Source organism: Stenotrophomonas sp. 2201_Sma (assembly GCF_056486685.1).
In genome coordinates, this window is sequence record NZ_CM151329.1 from 545,782 (window position 1) to 564,425 (window position 18,644).

The following is an 18,644-nucleotide window of genomic DNA, read 5'->3' on the forward strand; positions in this document are numbered from 1 at the left end:
GCAAGGGCATCCGCCCGGCGTTGAGGGGTTATCGGCACGCAGCGGTGTGCGGACTCCGCACTGGGATGGGACGGCTCGGGCTGAGGCTGCCTGTGCGCAGGTGTATGCGTTTTTCCGTGTGGCGCCGGGCGGATGCCCTTGCGTGCGAATGTCCCCCGGTGCCGGCCGGTGGCCGTCACCTCCTCCTTTACTTCGCACACAAGGGCATCCGCCCGGCGTGCAGGGTTATCGGTGCGCAGAGGTGCGGAAGCGACGGCACTACGCGCCGCAAGCCGAGCATCGTGGTGGTCGGCAGCGTGTGGGCAAAGTAAAGGAGGAGGCGATGGCCACAGGCCGGCGCCGGGGGACATTTGCCCACACGTTGCCGGCCGGCGCGAGGCCTTTGCGCTCGCGATCTGCTCGGGCGAAGACGCGCATCTGCACGCAGGCGAGGAATAAAAAAAGACCCGGCAGAGGGAGGGATCTGCCGGGTCCGGATTGCATGGGGGGAGGGACCCATGCAATGAGCGAAAGCGTCGCGTCAGGGCGTGTGGCCGGTCGCGTCCGCTGTTGATTCGTTGTAGCCCTGCACCAGCTCGGACCAGGAGCGTCCAGCCAGCAGGCCAAGACCGACCACGTCCTGCTGGGCCTGCCCGAACCGCTGCAGGTTGTCCTGCCACAGCTGAGCGCCCTGCGACAGCAATCCGGCCGGATCTTCGCTTCGTGCCAGCTCGCCGAGCCAGCCGCCCGTCGCGGTCAGGTTGCGTTCCAGTGCCTTCAGCTGCACGCCGAACATGCTTTCAGCGTTCTCCAGCGCCAACCGGTTCGCGCGCGTTGCGGCGGCGGCCAGCTGGCGGGTGGCATCACTGAAGCGATCGCTGAAGGCGGCGGTCATGGGCGTCAGGAAAGGACTTGATGCATTGCAGCATACGCCGATGATGCCGCATTGCAACAAAAATCATAAAGGCGCCCAAGGCGCCTTTAGAAACCTTTAGATATCAATGAGTTGTTCAGGCGCCGGGGCCCCGGTACCGGCAGCCGGAGGTGCAGGTCTCGTGGACCGTGATCTCGCTCAGCGCCGGCAGCGCGGGCTTGAGTTCGTTCCAGATCCACACCGCCAGGTTCTCGCTGGTCGGGTTTTCCAGGCCGGGAATGTCATTGAGGTAGTGGTGGTCCAGGCGTTCGTAGATCGGCTGGAAGGCCGCCTTCACGTCCCCGAAATCCATGATCCAGCCGCTCTGCGCGCCGGGTTCGCCCTCGACCTTCAGTTCCACCCGGAAGGAGTGGCCATGCAGGCGCGCGCACTTGTGCCCCGGCGGTACGTTCGGGAGGCGGTGGGCCGCCTCAAGCATGAAGACTTTGAAGATTTCCATGAGCGGATTGTACGCCGCTGCTGTCGCATCCGACCGGGATCGCGCCGGCCCCGAAGCGGAGTGACTATTTCCATCCGGATGAAGAGATGTTAGCTTCTCTTATATCCGTATGAAGAGATGTTATTGGTCGGACCCCGGCCAGTCATGGATTACTGCGGAACTTCGTCGCCCTACCACCACCCCACACATCGTCATGCCCCAGCACACCCTGCTCGTGGCGGCCCTGGCCGCCGCTCTGGCCGCGCCATTGTCCGCCGCCGCCGAAACCACCGCTGCCGCCAGTGGCGAAGCCAGTACCCTGGCCGCCGTCCGCGTCACCGGCTCCAACATCAAGCGCGCCGATACCGAGGCGTCCAATCCGGTGCAGGTAATCGGCCGCCAGCAGTTGGAACAGACCGGCAAGGCCACCGTCGCCGATGTGCTGCGCTCGATCTCCGCCAACACCGGCAATGCCAACAACGAGACCACCAACAACGGCTGGGCCTCCGGCTCGGCCAGCATCGGCCTGCGCGGCCTGTCACCGAAGAACACGCTGGTGCTGCTCAACGGCCGTCGCGTGGCAAACTACGGCTTCCCGGCCGGTGGCCTGTCCGATACCTTCGTCGACCTCAATGCCCTGCCGCTGGTTGCGGTCGAGCGCATCGAAGTGCTCAAGGATGGTGCTTCGGCTGTGTATGGTTCCGATGCCGTGGCCGGCGTGGTCAACATCATCACCCGCCAGAACTTCGAAGGTGCCGAGATCGGTGGCAGCTTCGGAGGCGCCGACCAAGGGGGCCTGCGCGAGCAGAACCTGAAGTTCGTGGGTGGCCTCGGTGATCTGGACAGCGATGGCTACAACATCCTGTTCAGTCTGCAGGGCTACAACCGCGACCGCCTGGACCAGGACGAGCGCGATCTGACCAAGAGTGGCATCTACACCGACCTGCCGGGCGGGCGCTGGAACGGCTGGTCGGCCAAGGGTGCGCGCTATCTGATCAATGGCGTGTCGGTGCCGATGCTCGACGCCAGCGGCAACTGCCCCACCGGGACCACGCGCGTCGCGAGCGCTCCGATCGACGGCCTGGCTGGCGACACCTGCGGCTTCAACCAAGCGCCGTACACCACGCTGATTCCATCCACGAAGCGCTACCAGGCCTATGCCAACGGCACCTTCCGCCTGGGCGACAACGTCGAAGCGTTCGGTGAAGTGCTGTACAGCCAGATCAAGAGCGCGGCCTGGTTCGGCAGCAGCCCGTTCTTCACGCTGGAAAGCGGCCGCTTCGCCCTGAATGCCGAGACCGGCCTGGCCGAGCCGGTGTCGTCGCAGCTGCCGGCGGGCAATCCGTACAATCCCTACGGGCGTGCCGTGCCGATCGAGTACACGTTCTTCGATCTCGGCGGCACCATCAAGACCAACCGCTCCACCGCCTATCGCGGCGTGTTCGGCCTGCGCGGCACCACCGCCAACTGGGACTGGGAAGTGGCGGCGTTCGGTGCGCGCAGCAGCGAGCGTGAGACCGTCTCGGGCGGCTTCGCCAACCGCTGGGCGCTGGCCGATGCGCTGGCCAGCGGCAGCTACAATCTGCTCGACCCGGCGGCCACCCCGCAGTCGGTGCGTGATGCGATCAACATCGCTACGCTGCGTCCGGCCGAATCGAAGCTGCAGGGTGTCGATGCGAAGATCTCGGGCAGCCTGGGCCGCACCTGGGCCGGTGACATCGGCTTTGCCGCTGGCGCCGAGTGGCGCCGCGAGAAGCTCGATTCGAACAACCCCTGGCAGATCGATGCCGGCCTGCAGGTGCGTCCGGCCATCGCCGAGGTGCACGGCGAGCGCCAGGTCAGCGCTGCGTACGCGGAAGTGAACGTGCCGCTGGCCTCGACCCTGGAACTGTCCGCCGCTGCGCGTGCCGATCACTACGATGACTTCGGCGATGCGTTCTCGCCGAAGCTCGGACTGCGCTGGCAACCGCTGGACTTCCTGCTGGTGCGCGCGTCGGCCTCGAAGGGCTTCCGTGCGCCCTCGCTGTCGGAGAACTCCAACAGCACCAGCATCTCCTACGGCAGCGTGGTCGATCCGCGCGACCCGGATGTGCCCGGCTCGCGGCAGAGCCCGACGTTCTTCACCGTGGGCAACAGTGACCTGAAGCCGGAGCGCACCCGGAGCGTGAACTTCGGCGTGGTGCTGTCACCGTGGGCGAACACCAATCTGAGTGTCGACTACTACCGTATCCAGCTCGACAACCTGATCGGCACCAACAACACCCAGACGCTGATCAACGACAACGTTGCCGGTGCCGTGCAGCGCGATGAGCGCGGCAAGCTGCAGGCCGTCTACAACCGCTACCAGAACCTGAGCGAGCTGAAGACATCGGGCATCGACGTGGAACTGCGCCAGCGCATTCCGACGGCGCGCCTGGGAGATTTCACCCTGTCTTCGGCCTACACCCACGTCCGTGACTACCGCCGTCCGACCGTGGTCGGTGGGCCCCTGGTCGACTACGCCGGCAGCAACCTCGGCGCCACCCTGCCCAAGGACAAGGCCACCACCACGCTGGACTGGAAGTACGGCGACTTCAACGCGGCGGTGACCTGGTACTACACCAGCAGCTATCGGCAGGAAGCCAGTACCGCCGCCAAGGCCGTGCAGCAGCGTGTCGGCAGCTACAGCCAGTACGACCTGTACCTGGGGTACACCGGCATCGACAGCCTGACCCTGTACGCCAAGGTGCAGAACCTGGGTGACAAGACGCCGCCCTACGATGCGTCGTTCCCGGGCATCCGTGCGCCGTATGACTTCACCCAGTACGACCTGCGGGGTCGCTACTTCACACTGGGCTTCGACTACCGCTTCTGATCCAACGCCGTGGCCGGTCACCTGCCGTGACCGGCCACGTTGCCCTCTGCCGTCCTGTTTCCGGGGAGTCACCGTGTCCTTCCACCGTCGTGCCGTTCTTCCGTTGCTGATCGCCGCTGCCAGCGCAGTGTTCCCCGCGTTGTCGGCGCAGGCGCAGAGCGCCTATTTCTTCCCGCAGGCCAGCGCGGCCGACGCGTTCGACAGCGCCATTCCCACGCCGGAGCAGTTCCTCGGCTATCCGATCGGCAGCCGCTACACCCGCCACGACCAGTTGGTCGCCTATTTCGAGGAACTGGCCAGGCATTCGGACAGGATCCGCGTCCAGCACATTGGACGCAGCTATGAAGGCCGCCCCCTGCTGATCGCCACCATCACCGCGGCCAGCAACCAGGCGCGGTTGGAGCAGATCCGCCAGCAGCACGCGACCCTGGTCGATCCGGCACAACCGCGCAGCGCAGCCGGTGACAGCCCGGTGGTGGTCTGGCTGGGCTACAGCGTGCACGGCAATGAAACGTCCAGCGGCGAAGCAGCGATGCTCACCGCGTATTACCTGGTGGCCAATCGCAGCAGTGAAACCCAGCAATGGCTGCAGCAGGCCGTAGTGCTGTTCGACCCGGCGCAGAATCCGGACGGACGTGACCGTGCCGCCAACTGGCACAACGCCTGGGCATCGGACCCGGCCTCGGCCGATCCGGCCGACAAGGAGCATGTCGAGCCGTTCCCGCAGGGGCGTACCAACCATTACTTCACCGATCTCAACCGCGACTGGCTGGCGCTGACCCAGCAGGATTCGCGGCCGAAGGTGGCCGCCTTCCACCAGTGGTACCCGAACGTGCAGATCGACTTCCACGAGATGGGCAAGGACAGCACGTACTACTTCGAGCCTTCGCCGAAGAGCATGCACAGCCCGTTGATCCCGGCCGCCTCCTACGAGTTCAACAGGACGCTGGCCACGTACCACGCACAGGCGCTGGACGCACTGGGGTCGCTGTACTACACGGGTGAGAACTTCGACAACTTCTCGCCGGTGTATGGCTCGACCTATCCGGACTTCCATGGCGCGGTCGGTGTCACCGTCGAGCAGGCCAGTTCGCGCGGACGGGTGCAGGAGTCGGTGAACGGGCTGCTGACCTTCCCGTTCACCATCCGCAACCAGGTCGCCACCGGCCTGGGCACGGTGCGCGGTGCGGTGGCCGAGCGCAGTGGCCTGTTCGACCTGCAGAAGACCTTCTTCCAGAGCGCATTGAAGCAGGCGGCGCAGCAGCCGCAGAAGACCTTCGTGTTCGGCGACGCGCATGATCCGGCGTTGACCCGGCGCCTGCTTGAACTGCTGCTCCTGCACCGGATCGAGGTACGCGCGCTGGATCGCGATGTCACCGTCGAGGGGAAGCGCTTCCAGGCAGGCAGTGCCTATGTCGTGCCCGTGCAGCAGGCGCAGTTCCGCCTGGTGCACTCGATCTTCGCCGAGACGCCGCCGATCAAGGGCGACGTGTTCTATGGCAGCACCAGCTACGCCATCGCGCCGGCCTACGGCGTGGCCTTCGCCGGCAGCCGCAGCCGCATCGACGGTGGTGCACAGGTGAGCGAGCTGCCGCCGCTGCAGGGCGCGGTCGTCGGCGGCCAGGCGGGGTTCGCCTATGCCATCGACTGGCGTGACTACAACGCCAGCCGTGCGCTGGCCGAGCTGCAGGGCAGGGGACTGGCCGCCCGCGCTGCATTCCAGCCGTTCACCGCCGGAACCGCACAGGGCGATGTGGCTTTCGCGGCCGGCAGCATCGTCGTTCCGGTCGCCGGCCAGCCACTGCAGGGGGCGGCCCTGCTCGACGCGGTGGCCGCGGCGGCACGTGCTTCGGGCGTACAGGTGCATGCGTTGTCGAGTGGCCGCAGCCGCGAGGGCATCGATCTCGGCAGCGATGGCGTGAAGGCACTGCGCAAGCCGGCCGTGGCGCTGGTGATGGGCGAAGGCGTGGCGGCCACCGAGATCGGATCGGCCTGGTTCCTGCTGGACCAGCACCTGCACCTGCCGGCCAGCAAGCTGGATCCGCAGCAGCTGGGCAAGGTTCCGCTGGATCGCTACACCACCCTCGTGTTGTCCGGTGGCACCTACAGCAGTGTCGATGCGACCGCGGTGGCCGCACTGAAGCGCTGGGTGCAGGCCGGCGGCTCGCTGGTGACCTATGGCAGCGCGTCGAAGTGGGCGATCGAACAGAAGCTCGCCGATGGCGAGAAGACCGGCAAGAACGAAGAGGCCGGCGACGAATCCCGTCGCGCCTTCGGTGACCAGCGCGACATCGCTGCGATCGAGCGGGTGAGCGGCAACATCCTCAGCGCCGATGTCGATACCAGCCATCCCCTGGCGTTCGGCGTGCCGGGCCGGCAGCTGGCGGTGAACAAGGAAAACAGCGTGACGCTGCAGCCGAGTGCGAATCCGTTCTCGACGGTGGTGCGCATCGACGCGTCACCACGGGTCAACGGTTACTTGTCCGAGCGCAATCGTGCGCGGGTGGCAGGCAGTGCGTGGCTGCTGGTGTCGGCCCAGGGAAAGGGCAACGTGGTGCTGTTCGCCGATGATCCGGCACACCGCAAGTACTGGCATGGCACGGATCGACTGCTGATCAATGCGATCTTCTTCGGGAATCTGGCGAATCCGGCGAAAGCACGCGGGTGAGGCGTCTGGCGCATTGATTGATGCGCGGGCAACAAAAAAGGGACGGCGCGCCAGCGCCGTCCCCGATGCAAGGCCCCCCGCGCAGCGGGACGCCTCATTCCTGTCAGTCAGGATCAGCCGGCGCGACCGCCGCCGCCCTGGCCGCGGCCACGACCACCGCCGTTGCCGCCTCCGCCACGACGCTGGCCCTGACCAGCGCCGGCACGCTGCTGGCCGTTGCCACCGCCCTCACGACGGCCACCACCGGCCTTCTTCGGGCCGGCGTGGGCATGGCGCGGCGCATCGCCGTGCGGACGTCGCGCGTGGCTCTTGCGCGGGGCGCGCTCGCCGGTGTCGTGCTCGGCCTTGCCCGGCGCACTGTTGCCCCAGCGGATCGGCACCTGCAGTTCGAAGCCCGGCACATCGCGGATGTCCATGTCGCGTCCGAGCAGGCGCACGATTGCGCGCAGCAGCTTGACCTCGTCCTGCGCCACCAGCGAGATCGCCTGGCCGGTGGAGCCGTTGCGGCCGGTGCGGCCGATGCGGTGCACGTAATCCTCGGCGACCATCGGCAGGTCGAAGTTGATCACCTTCGGCAGCTCGTTGATGTCGATGCCGCGCGCCGCGATGTCGGTGGCCACCAGCACGGTCACGCGACCGGCCTTGAAGTCACCCAGCGCACGCAGGCGCTGGCCCTGGCTCTTGTTGCCATGGATCGCCGCGGTCTTGATGCCCGACTTCTCCAGGAACGCGGCCAGCTTGTCGCTGCCGTGCTTGGTCCGGGCGAACACCAGGGTCTGCTCACGGCTGTCCTGTGCCAGCAGGTGCAGCAGCAGGTCGCGCTTGCGGCCGGCGTCGACCGGATGCACGCGATGGGTGATGGTCTCGGCCACGGTGTTCTTCGGCGTCACCTGGATCTGTTCCGGGTTGCGCATGAACTCCAGCGCCAGCTGGCGGATGTTGTCCTCGAATGTGGCCGAGAACAGCAGGGTCTGACGGTTCTGCTTGGGCAGCTTGGCCAGGATGCGCTTGATCGACGGCAGGAAGCCCATGTCCAGCATGCGGTCGGCTTCGTCCAGCACCAGCAGTTCGATGCCGGACAGGTCGATGCTGCGACGCTCCAGGTGATCGATCAGGCGGCCCGGGCAGGCTACCAGCAGGTCCACGCCACGGCGCAGGATGTCCAGCTGGTTGCCCATGCCGACGCCGCCGTAGATGCAGGCGCTGGGGATGCGCAGATACTTGCTGTAGCCGCGCAGGCTGTCATGCACCTGGGTGGCCAGCTCGCGGGTCGGGGCCAGGATCAGTGCGCGCGGCTTGCGCGGGCCACCGCCACGCACTTCCTGCGGCGCGGTGCCCAGATGCTGCAGCAGCGGCAGGCCGAAGGCTGCGGTCTTGCCGGTGCCGGTCTGTGCGCCGGCCAGCAGGTCGCGACCGGCCAGCGCCAGCGGGATCGCCTGCTGCTGGATCGGGGTCGGGTTTTCGTAGCCCTGCTCGGCCAGCGCACGCAGCAGGAAGGGCGCCAGGCCCAGCGATTCAAAAGACATCGAGTGTGCTCCAAGTACAAGAAACGCCTGTCCGAATGGACAGACGGGGGCAGATCAAACTGATCGGCTGACTCGGAGCGTTCCCGTGAACCGCGCTGCGAGAATTGGGTGCAGCCGGCACGAAGCGCAGGCTGGAATGCGTGACGAACGGCGTCGGAGTGGGGGCGGGCGAAGAGGGCGGACCCTGGTCGCCGGCGATCCCGGAGGGAAACGGACGGCCGCTGCAGACTCCGCAAGTCTAAACGATGTTTGAGACTTCACGCAAAAAGGCCTGTTCAGGTAAGGGTTCTCTCTGCAGGGGTGCGCCCTGCACCCGCAGAGGCCGAAGCCACGTCAACGTCAACGTCAAAAGCGGGCTTCCTGAAGGTAGGCGGGGTGGGTCCGGTTGCGGGAGACGCCGTAAACCCGTCCCTGGGGGCTTGGCCGCGGCATCCATGCCGCGGACACTCCCGCCACCGGACCCACCCCGCCTTCGACAGTTTCCTGCGAACTGGCGGAACGGATCTGACCCCCGTTTGGATTTCGATATCCGAAAGGTTTCATCCACGCGTGGCGTGGATCTACCGACCGTCACCGGGAAACTTTCAAAGGTGGGGCGGTGTGGGCGGGCAGGACCGTTGGCGCCATGGATGGCGCCATCGAGCCCCCAGGGATGGGTTTACGGCGTGTCCTGCCCGCCCACACCGCCCCGCCAAATCCGCAGACAACCCAGAGCCGGCTGTTGCCATTGACGTTGCCCTGGCTTGAAGCAGGTGCAGGGCGCAGCCCTGCCTGACCCCCGCTACGGTAGGGTGGAGCGATGCGGCGCTGCAGCTTGGCGCCGCCCCATATTTGATTACACTTGAAACTTGTTTGCCCATGACTCCGGACACCCACCCATGAAGCTTGGTTCTTTGAAGGAAGGCGGCCGCGACGGCACCCTGATCGTCGTCTCGCGTGATCTGCGCCACGGCGTCCGCGCCACCGGCATCGCGGCCACCCTGCAGCAGGCCCTGGAGGACTGGAGCCGTGTCGCACCGCGCCTGAACGCGCTCTACGAATCACTGAATGCCGGTGACGCCGATGGCGTGTTCGACCTGGACCCGCAGACGCTGGCGGCGCCCCTGCCGCGCGCCTATGAATTCGTCGATGGCAGCGCCTACCTGCCGCACGTCGAGCGCGTCCGCCGCGCCCGCGGGGCCGAGGTTCCGGAAAGCTTCTACACCGACCCGCTGATGTACCAGGCCACCAGTGCCGGTTTCTACGGCCCGCGCGACGCGGTGAAGGTGGTCAGCGAGGAGTACGGCATCGATCTGGAGGCCGAACTGGTGGTCATCACCGACGACGTGCCGATGGCGGTCACCCCGGAGCAGGCCGCCGGCCACATCCAGCTGGTGGGTCTGGTCAACGACGTTTCGCTGCGCAACCTGATTCCGGGCGAGCTGGCCAAGGGCTTCGGCTTCCTGCAGTCCAAGCCGCGCTCGGCACTGTCGCCGGTGTTCGTCACCCCTGACGAACTGGGTGACGCCTGGCAGGACAACAAGGTGCACCTGCCGCTGGTCACCCACATCAATGGTGCGTGGTTCGGTGCGCCGGAGGCAGGCGTGGACATGCAGTTCAACTTCGCCCAGCTGGTGGCGCATGCGGCCAGGACCCGTCCGCTGGGCGCCGGCACCATCGTGGGATCGGGCACCATCGCCAACGAGGACACCAGCAAGGGCGCTTCGTGCTTTGCCGAGCAGCGCACCGTGGAAACCCTGCGCGACGGCAAGCCGAGCACACCGTTCATGTCGTTCGGCGACGTGGTGCGGATTGAAATGTTCGACGCCGCCGGCAACAGCATCTTCGGTGCGATCGAGCAGCGCATCGAGCAGGCGGCCAGGCCCTGAGGAGGGACGCGGCGATGGAGATCCCGGTCGACGACGGCATCGTGCTGTACACCTACTGGCGATCCAGCGCCGCCTACCGCGTGCGCATCGGCCTGGAGCTGAAGGGCCTGCGCTGGGAGGCGCGCCCGGTTCATCTGCTGCGCGACGGTGGTGAACAGCACGGCGAAGCCTATCGCGTACTCAATCCGCAGGAGCGGGTGCCGACCCTGCTGCACGACGGGCAGGTGCTGACCCAGTCGCTGGCGATCCTGGAGTATCTGGACGAACGTTTTCCGCAGATGCCGCTGCTGCCGGCCGATGCGGCCGGCCGCGCCCGCGTGCGTGCACTGGCGCAGCTGGTCGCCTGCGACATCCATCCGCTGAACAACCTGCGGGTGATGCAGCATCTGGAACGCGGCCTGCACCTGTCCGCCGATGTCCGCACCCAGTGGACGCTGCAGTGGATCGCCGAAGGCTTTGCGGCCCTGGAAACCCTGCTGGCCGGCAGCAGCGACACCGGCACCTTCTGCCATGGCGACCGGCCCGGCCTGGCCGACATCTGCCTGCTGCCGCAGGTGTACAACGCACATCGCTTTGGTCTGGATCTGTCGCCGTATCCGACCCTGCGCCGCATCGAAGCCGCCTGCCAGGCGCTGGACGCATTCGAGCGTGCGCGCCCCGAAAACCAGGTCGACGCGGCCTGATTGCCGCTGCGATCGCCGGGCATGGTCCGGCGCTACCCCTCGCTGGTCGGTGGCAGCGCGGGGCGACGCCCGGTGGATTCCGCATCCCCGATGAGCAACTGCCGCAGGTCATCGCGGAACAGCCGGTAGGCGTCTTCTCGACGGACCTCGTCGGCCTGCCGCAACACCCATGCGGGATGCACCGTGGCAGAGCCCCGGGTGCCATCCGGCAGGGTGTGCCAACGGGCACGATCACGCGTCAGGCTGAAATGGCTGCCGAACACCGCCGACGCCGCAGTTGCGCCCAGGCACACGATGATCGCCGGCCGCACCCGCTCGATCTCGCCCAGCAGCCACGGACGGCAGGCCTGCACATGGCGGCCCTGCGGACGTTTGTGCAGGCGCACATTGCCGCGCCTCTCGTGGTGGAAATGCTTCACTGCGTTGGTCAGGTACAGCGTGGAGCGGGCGATACCCAGCTCGGTCAGGGCACGGTCCAGCAGGGCGCCGGCAGGTCCCGCGAAGGGGCGTCCGCACAGGTCCTCGGTGTCACCCGGCTGTTCGCCGACCAGCATCACCCGTGCATCGCCAGGCCCTTCACCGAACACCACCTGGGTGGTGGACTCCCACAGGGGGCACTGCCGGCAGCCCGCTGCCTGGCGCTGCAGGGTAGCCAGATCACTGGAGGGTGAGGGGACCGGGGATGTCGCCTGCCGTGATGGAATCCGCCGCTGGGGTGGCTGCGCCGGGCGATCGTGCATGGCCTGCACGCGGTCGCCAGCATCGCGGATCAGCCCGGGCAGCAGCTGCGCCTCGGGCAGGTGCCGCCAGTACCGGGCAGGCATCTCCTGCTGCATCATCCGCGTGTTGAGGCGTGCGGGATTGAAGATGCTCGCGTAGTAGGTCTGCCAGAGCGTCTCGCGCGCGTCCTCCGCCGGCGCCTGCTCGCGGTGCCCGCCAGCGCCGAAGGACAGCGCCTGGCCATCCCAGTGCACGCTCCGGTAGGGGGTGAGGATGGCCCAGCGCATGCCAGCGAAGCGGCGTGCGAAGAACGCCGCGACCCGGTCGACGATCCGATGCTGCGGCTCGAACCATGCGATGAAGGCATCCTGCTCGCCGGGGATCTCGCGGAAGCGCACGAACGCCTTCATCTTGTGCGTGTCGCGGCGGACCGCCTGCGCCATCGTCATCGCGCGCAGCACATCGGCGTCGGTTGGATTGGAGAGCAGCGCGCGCTCGCCGTGCACGATCCGCCACAGCAGCCGGTACAGCAGTGGCATCGGCTGCGCATCGGCATGGCACAGGCAGGTGGAGGCCAGCTCAAGGAACGCACTCGGCACATGCGGTACGGGGGGCGTTTCCAGCAGCGGGGCCTGGGTCGCTGCTGGAGCGTCCAGCAACGACCCGGCGCCGCTTTCCAACCAGTCCAGCTGCTCGGGCGACAGTCCGCGCAGCAGCGCTTCGCGCGCTGCACCCCGCCAGGCATCGAGCGACCACGGGGGATCGACCCGCAGCGACCAGCGCTGGGCGTCAGGCCGCCGGCGGCGCATCGAACAGCGATCCCTGGCGGGGCGGCGGGGCCAGGCGCGCGCGCAATGCCACAGGATCCTCCAGCGCCTTGCGTGGCTGGTGGTCAGCCAGCAGCACGAACGGCAGCAGCTTGCCCATCGGTGCCTTCAGCCTCGCAATGTCCGCCACCCGCAGCCGGCCATGGCGGCGCGCCATCAACACGCGCTTCACGTTGCGTACGCCGAGCCCGGGAACCCGCAGCAGCAGTTCCTTCGGCGCACGGTTGAGGTCGACGGGGAAGCGCTCGGGATGGCGGATCGCCCAAGCCATCTTCGGATCGATGTCCAGATCCAGCATGCCCCCCTGCGCGGTGTCGGTGATCTCCTCCACGCCATAGCCATAGAAGCGCAGCAGCCAGTCCGCCTGGTACAGCCGATGCTCGCGCTGCAGTGGCGGCGGCTGCACCGGCAACTGCAGACTGGCGTCGGGAATGGGGCTGAACGCCGAGTAGTAGACGCGGCGCATCCGGTAACTGCCGTACAGATTGTCGGCGCTGCAGAGGATCTGCCTGTCGCTGGCGCCATCGGCACCGACGATCATCTGCGTGCTCTGCCCCGCCGGTGCGAAGCGCGGGGCTTTCGCTCGCGTCCGGCGCGGCGCGCCCGCGGTGACCGCACGCGATGCCTTGCCGGCCTCCTTGGCTTCCTCGATGCGCCAGCGCAGCTCGCCCATGGCGCCGCGGATCGAGCCGACGGTCTTCTCCGGAGCCAGTTTCGTCAGTCCGGCCTCGGTGGGCAGTTCGACATTGATCGAAAGACGGTCGGCGTGCCGGCCGGCCGCTGCCAGCAGTTCCGGCGATGCTTCGGGGATGGTCTTGAGGTGGATGTAGCCGGCGAAGCGATGTTCCTCGCGCAGCTGGCGGGCGACTTCCACCAGGCGCTCCATCGTGTAATCCGCATTGCGGATGATTCCGCTGGAAAGGAACAGGCCCTCGATGTAGTTGCGCTTGTAGAAGTCCAGGGTCAGCGCGACCACCTCATCCACACTGAAACGCGCGCGTGGCACGTTGCTGGAGACGCGGTTGATGCAGTACGCACAGTCGTAGACGCAGAAGTTGGTGAGCAGGATCTTCAGCAGGGACACGCAGCGGCCGTCCGGCGTGTAGCTGTGGCAGATGCCCATGCCCTCGGTGCTGCCGATGCCACCGCTGGTCCGGGAGTCGCGCTTGCCGGACCCGCTGGAAGCACAGGAGGCGTCGTATTTGGCGGCGTCGGCAAGAATGGCCAGCTTGCGGAGGGTGTCCATGACGGCACGCTACGCAGGGGCTGTCTCATTGGATGAGACAGCCCCTGAACTCTTCAGGATCTGCCGCCGGGCATGGCCCGGCGCTACCGACGGGCGTGCACTGCCGCCGGGCATGGCCCGGCGGGGGTGGATCAGAAGCCGTGGGTGATGCTCGGCTGGCCTGCTGAATAGTCGGCGTACGGGTCGTGCTCGCCGCTGCTGCCTTCGGAGAGGCGGAACTTCAGCGCCAGGCCGTCGCGCGAATCGGCAGCGCGCAAGGCTTCCTCCTGCTCGATCACGCCGGACTTGGCGAGCCGGAACAGGCATTGGTCGAAGCTCTCCATGCCTTCTTCCAGCGAGGCTTCCATCGCTGCCTTGATCTCGTGCACCTGGCCGCGTCGCAGCAGGTCGCGGATCATCGGGGTGTTGATCAGCACCTCGGTGGCTGGAAGACGGCGGCCGTCCTTGTTCTTCACCAGGCGCTGGCTGATCACCGCACGCAGGTTCAGCGCCAGGTTCATCAGCACGTTCTTGTGCGCGCTTTCCGGGAAGAAGTTGAGGATCCGCTCGATGGTCTGGTCGGCATTGTTGGAATGCAGCGTGGCCAGGCACAGATGGCCGGTCTCGGCGAAGGCGATGGCCGCTTCCATCGTCTCGGCATCCAGGATCTCGCCGATCAGGATGACGTCCGGTGCCTCGCGCATCGCGTTCTTCAGCGCATTGTGGAAGGCATGGGTGTCCAGCCCCACTTCACGCTGGTTGACGATGGACATCTTGTGCTTGTGCAGGTACTCGATCGGATCCTCGATGGTGAGGATGTGTCCGGTCGTGGTGCTGTTGCGATGGTCGATCATCGACGCCAGCGAGGTCGATTTGCCGGAACCGGTGGACCCCACCACCAGCACCAGCCCGCGCGGGGTCATGATGACGTCCTTCAGCACCTGCGGCAGGTTCAGCTCCTCGATGCTCGGGATCCGGCTGCGGATGGCGCGGATGACCATGCCGACCTCGCCCCGCTGCTTGAACACGTTCACCCGGAAACGGCCGGCATCGGCCAGGGCGATGGCCATGTTGAGCTCCAGCTCGCGCTCGAACTGCGGCACCTGGCCCTCGTCCATCAGCGAATAGGCGATCTTCTTGACCATGCCGGGCGGCAGGCCGGTGTTGCCCAGCGGATAAAGCTTCCCCTCGATCTTGATGTAGACCGGTGCTCCGGTGGTCAGGAACATGTCCGAGGCGTTCTTTTCGGTCATCAGCTTCAGGAAGTAGCCGATATCCATCGCGAATTTTCCCCAACGAAACTGCCGGCGCCCGTTGCAAGCACGGCGCTGGCTTGACGACAATGGCCGTGAACCGACAACCGGTACGGCCTCCCCAATGAAACGACCTAGCTTCGCACGAATGCGCCACGGCCTGTATGTGATGGCGTTTGCATTCGCACTGTCTGCCCCCGCCTGGGCGCAGGACGGTGCGCTGGAACTGGCCCAGGCCCGGCAGGCGGTGGACAAGGCCACCCAGGCCGATGCCGACCAGTACGCCCCGGACCTGATCGATCTGGCCCGGCAGGGCCTGGAGCAGGCGCAGCGCGCCGCTGGCGATCGCCGCGAACGCAAGAACGCCCCGGCCATGGCCCTGCGCGCGGCGGCCGATGCCGACCTGGCCCGCGCCCGCAGCGAGGAGGCCACTGCCACCGCGCAGCTGCAGCTGCGCCGCAACGAGGTGAACCAGCTGCAGCGCCAGCTCTCGACCGGGGAGGACCGCCGGTGAAACCCGTGAACGCCGCAACCCTGGCCGTACTGCTGGCTCTGCCGACCCTTGCCCTGGCGGCCGACAACCCCGTGGTGGCCCAGCTGAGCCAGCGCCTGATGGCCATCCAGGCCAATCCGGACACCGCCGAACTGGGCGCCTTCGAGCGCATGCAGGCCCAGCAGGCCATTGCCACCCTGGACAAGGCCAAGCGCCGCGACCAGGAGTTGGCGACCTACCTGGCCCAGCGCCGGGTCGAGATCGCCGAGACCGCCGTACGCGCGGCCCTGGCCGCCCGTGAGGTCGATCGGCTCGAGCGGACCCGCAGTGACCTGCTGATCGAGGCGAGCCGCCGCGATGCCGCCCGCGCCCGCCAGGAGGCCGAACAGCTGCGCATGCAGGCGCAGATGCAGGCCGAGGAAGCTGAACGCCTGCGTCAGGCTGCCGAGGCCGAGACGCTGGCGCGGCAGGACGCCGAGAACGCCCTGACCAGCGTGGCCGGCAAGCAGCAGCAGCGATTGAGCGCGGCCCAGCAGAATGCGGCGAAACTGGCCCGCGAGGAGGCCGAGCTGGTGTCCGGGCAGAAGCTGCCGGGCTCGAAGTTCGACGGACGCGGCGAGGTCTTCACCTTCGCCGGTGATGCTTTCGGAGCTGGCGGCTCCAGTCTGTCCGCCGGGGCGCGCAACCAGGCCAAGGCATTGGCCGAGTACCTGAACATCGGCAAGAAGGGCCGGCTGCGCATCGAAGCCTACGACAGCGCCAACGGCGTCGGGCAGAAGCGCGCCGAGGCCCTGCGTGATGCACTGGTGGCGGGCGGTGTCGCCAGCAACCGCATCCAGATCAGCGGCAAGAAGGCGGCGTCGACCCGGGCACGCTCGGCCGAGGTCATCATCGCCCCGTAATTGATTGATATTGTTTGTTTTTCGTTGCGTTGAGCATTCAGCCTGAACCCCGCCCCGGCGGGGTTCGGTCTTTTTGTCGCAGGGGTCTTGTACCCCGCCCGGAGCAGGCGTAGGGTCAATCGTCCGGGACGCAATGCCGCGGACCGGACGATGGGAGGGCCGGGCCGATGCAAGCAGGGCGCGAACCGCAGCAGACCGACGTGCGCAGGCCAGTGCCGCAGGTCGTTGTGCGCACCCATGCAGCCATCGAACGGCGCTCCTCCATGAACAACGCCCCGTGCCTTGCGGCCGGGGCGTTCGCGTATCTGTCGAAGGAGGTCCATCATGTTTGAAGATCAGCCCCAGAGCGAGATCGACGCACGTCGCGCGCGTGATCCGGAGTTCAGGGCACTCCATGACCAGCACCGCAAGTTGAACAAGAAGTGCATGGACGCGGAGTTGGGTGTACTCCCGATCGATGATGTCACCCTGGGTCGCATGAAGCGTGAGAAGCTGCTGGCCAAGCAACGACTTCTGCGAATGTACGAAACACCGCTCCCAACGACGTCCGCCACGCTGTGACGCACCTCGTCACGCCCGGAACGGCGTGATCCGGCCACAGAAGGCCCGGCCAGGCGCTCGCGCCCTGGCGTCGCGGTACCGCCGATGACGGCGGCCGCGCCAAGGCACCACAGGCGGTGGTGCCTTGGCCCGCACGTCCCTGTCTCATCGATGCGGACGGTACCGGTCTCCTCGTCGATCCGGGGCCGTCCGCATCCCCTTTCCGGCAGCGTCACGCCCATGCCCGGACTGACCTGACTTTCAGCGCCATCCGTCGGATAATCATCTGTCCGGCCCTGTGTGGCGCGAACCGAAAGTCCTGCGAATGCCCATCCATTCTTCCGTCCTCGAACTCATTGGCCAGACCCCGATCGTCAAGGCCCAGCGCCTGGACACCGGTGTCTGCGAGCTCTATCTGAAGCTCGAGAACGCCAACCCGGGCGGATCGATCAAGGATCGCATCGGCCTGTCGATGATCGAGGCAGCGGAGAAGCGCGGGGACCTGAAGCCGGGCGCGACGCTGGTCGAGGGCACCGCGGGCAACACCGGACTGGGCCTGGCCCTGGTCGCCCAGCAGAAGGGCTACAAGTTGATCCTGGTCGTTCCCGACAAGATGAGCCGGGAAAAGATCTTCAATCTGAAGGCGATGGGCGCTGAAGTGCGTCTGACCCGCTCGGACGTGGCCAAGGGCCACCCGGAGTACTACCAGGACCTGGCAAAGACCATCGCCGAGCAGACGCCGGGCGCCTACTTCATCAACCAGTTCGGCAACCCCGACAATCCGGCCGCCCACGAATTCGGCACCGGCCCGGAGATCCTGGAGCAGATGGGCGGCGATCTGGACGCCATCGTGTTCGGCTGCGGCAGCTCGGGCACCATGACCGGCCTGTCGCGCGCCTTCGCCACGCTGTCGCCGAAGACCGAGCTGGTGCTGGCCGACCCGGTCGGGTCGATCCTGGCCGAGTACATCAACGATGGCGTGCTCAATGACAAGTCGGGCAGCTGGCTGGTGGAAGGCATCGGCGAGGATTTCCTGCCCTCGATCTCCGATTTCAGCCGTGTCACCAAGGCCTATGCCATCAGCGACGCCGAGAGCTTCCACACCGCACGCGAACTGCTGGGCAAGGAAGGCATCCTCGGTGGCTCCTCCACGGGTACCCTGCTCGCCGCCGCACTGAAGTACTGCCGCGAGCAGACCACGCCGAAGAAGGTGCTGGTGCTGGTGTGCGACACCGGCAACAAGTACCTGTCGAAGATGTACAACGACTACTGGATGCTGGACAACGGCTTCCTCGAGCGCCCGCAGCACGGCGACCTGCGCGACCTGATCCTGCGCCCGTACGGCCAGCGCGACACCGTCGTGATCGGCCCGAATGATCTGTTGACCACCGCCTACCAGCGGATGAAGCTGTACGACGTCTCGCAGCTCCCGGTGATGGAGGGCGACCAGCTGGTCGGCATCGTCGATGAAAGCGACGTACTGCTGCATGTCTACGGCGACGAGGCGCGCTTCCGGGATCCGGTGGCCACGGCCATGGTCAGCAAGCTGGACCGGCTGGACGTGAAGTCGCCGATCGAAGCCCTGCTGCCCGTGTTCGATCGTGGCCAGGTGGCGATCGTCATGGACGGCAATGCCTTCCTCGGCCTGATCACCCGGATCGATCTGCTCAACTACCTGCGGCGTCGCGTTCAGTAACGCGAAGATCGCAGACGATCGCAGCTGAATTCACGTTTATTCGCGTCAAAGGTTGTTA

The 18,644-nt window shown here is 66.8% G+C and carries 14 protein-coding genes; 8 read left to right on the forward strand and 6 right to left on the reverse strand.

Features of this window, described 5'->3' with window-relative positions; genetic code table 11:
- Window positions 1-520: 520 nt before the first annotated feature.
- Window positions 521-874: a phasin family protein gene (locus tag ACZLIF_RS02510; RefSeq protein ID WP_065175367.1), complete on the reverse strand. Its 354-nt coding sequence runs from the start codon at window positions 872-874 to the stop codon at window positions 521-523.
- A gap of 115 nt (window positions 875-989) precedes the next feature.
- Window positions 990-1,352, reverse strand: coding sequence for a 6-carboxytetrahydropterin synthase QueD (gene queD, locus ACZLIF_RS02515; RefSeq protein ID WP_128988905.1), 363 nt, complete (start codon window positions 1,350-1,352; stop codon window positions 990-992).
- A gap of 193 nt (window positions 1,353-1,545) precedes the next feature.
- On the opposite strand from queD, the gene ACZLIF_RS02520 reads away from it, so the two are divergent.
- A complete protein-coding gene (locus tag ACZLIF_RS02520; protein ID WP_128988903.1) occupies window positions 1,546-4,185 on the forward strand; it encodes a TonB-dependent receptor plug domain-containing protein in 2,640 nt (879 codons plus the stop codon).
- 73 nt (window positions 4,186-4,258) lie between these two features.
- Entirely contained in the window at window positions 4,259-6,853 is a 2,595-nt protein-coding gene (locus ACZLIF_RS02525; RefSeq protein WP_478462303.1) for a M14 family zinc carboxypeptidase, read from the forward strand.
- 113 nt (window positions 6,854-6,966) lie between these two features.
- On the opposite strand, the gene ACZLIF_RS02530 is transcribed toward ACZLIF_RS02525, so the two are convergent.
- Complete coding sequence (locus ACZLIF_RS02530) at window positions 6,967-8,379, reverse strand: DEAD/DEAH box helicase (protein WP_065175363.1); 1,413 nt, start codon at window positions 8,377-8,379, stop codon at window positions 6,967-6,969.
- Window positions 8,380-9,257: 878 nt separating this feature from the next.
- Here ACZLIF_RS02530 and ACZLIF_RS02535 point away from each other — a divergent pair.
- Window positions 9,258-10,247, forward strand: coding sequence for a fumarylacetoacetate hydrolase family protein (locus tag ACZLIF_RS02535; protein WP_111186697.1), 990 nt, complete (start codon window positions 9,258-9,260; stop codon window positions 10,245-10,247).
- A gap of 14 nt (window positions 10,248-10,261) precedes the next feature.
- Window positions 10,262-10,930: a maleylacetoacetate isomerase gene (gene maiA, locus ACZLIF_RS02540; protein ID WP_053516994.1), complete on the forward strand. Its 669-nt coding sequence runs from the start codon at window positions 10,262-10,264 to the stop codon at window positions 10,928-10,930.
- Between the two features lie 32 nt (window positions 10,931-10,962).
- On the opposite strand, the gene ACZLIF_RS02545 is transcribed toward maiA, so the two are convergent.
- From ACZLIF_RS02545 to ACZLIF_RS02555, 3 genes are all read right to left on the reverse strand, one after another.
- Window positions 10,963-12,459 carry a UdgX family uracil-DNA binding protein gene (locus ACZLIF_RS02545; protein ID WP_128988221.1) on the reverse strand — a complete coding sequence of 499 codons (1,497 nt, stop codon included), beginning with the start codon at window positions 12,457-12,459 and terminating at the stop codon, window positions 10,963-10,965.
- On the reverse strand, window positions 12,440-13,723 hold the full coding sequence (locus ACZLIF_RS02550) for a putative DNA modification/repair radical SAM protein (RefSeq protein WP_445393886.1): 1,284 nt from the start codon (window positions 13,721-13,723) through the stop codon (window positions 12,440-12,442). The genes ACZLIF_RS02545 and ACZLIF_RS02550 overlap by 20 nt, the downstream gene beginning before the upstream one ends.
- A gap of 131 nt (window positions 13,724-13,854) precedes the next feature.
- Complete coding sequence (locus tag ACZLIF_RS02555) at window positions 13,855-14,982, reverse strand: PilT/PilU family type 4a pilus ATPase (protein WP_053516991.1); 1,128 nt, start codon at window positions 14,980-14,982, stop codon at window positions 13,855-13,857.
- Between the two features lie 121 nt (window positions 14,983-15,103).
- On the opposite strand from ACZLIF_RS02555, the gene ACZLIF_RS02560 reads away from it, so the two are divergent.
- From ACZLIF_RS02560 to ACZLIF_RS02575, 4 genes are all read left to right on the forward strand, one after another.
- Entirely contained in the window at window positions 15,104-15,469 is a 366-nt protein-coding gene (locus ACZLIF_RS02560; protein ID WP_053516990.1) for a DUF4398 domain-containing protein, read from the forward strand.
- Window positions 15,466-16,350 (forward strand): OmpA family protein, encoded by an 885-nt coding sequence (locus tag ACZLIF_RS02565; RefSeq protein ID WP_053516988.1) that lies wholly within the window; start codon window positions 15,466-15,468, stop codon window positions 16,348-16,350. The genes ACZLIF_RS02560 and ACZLIF_RS02565 overlap by 4 nt, the downstream gene beginning before the upstream one ends.
- A gap of 324 nt (window positions 16,351-16,674) precedes the next feature.
- On the forward strand, window positions 16,675-16,911 hold the full coding sequence (locus ACZLIF_RS02570) for an HP1242/YdcH family protein (protein WP_053516987.1): 237 nt from the start codon (window positions 16,675-16,677) through the stop codon (window positions 16,909-16,911).
- A 304-nt stretch (window positions 16,912-17,215) separates the two neighbouring features.
- On the forward strand, window positions 17,216-18,586 hold the full coding sequence (locus ACZLIF_RS02575; protein WP_053516986.1) for a pyridoxal-phosphate dependent enzyme: 1,371 nt from the start codon (window positions 17,216-17,218) through the stop codon (window positions 18,584-18,586).
- Window positions 18,587-18,644 lie beyond the last annotated feature (58 nt).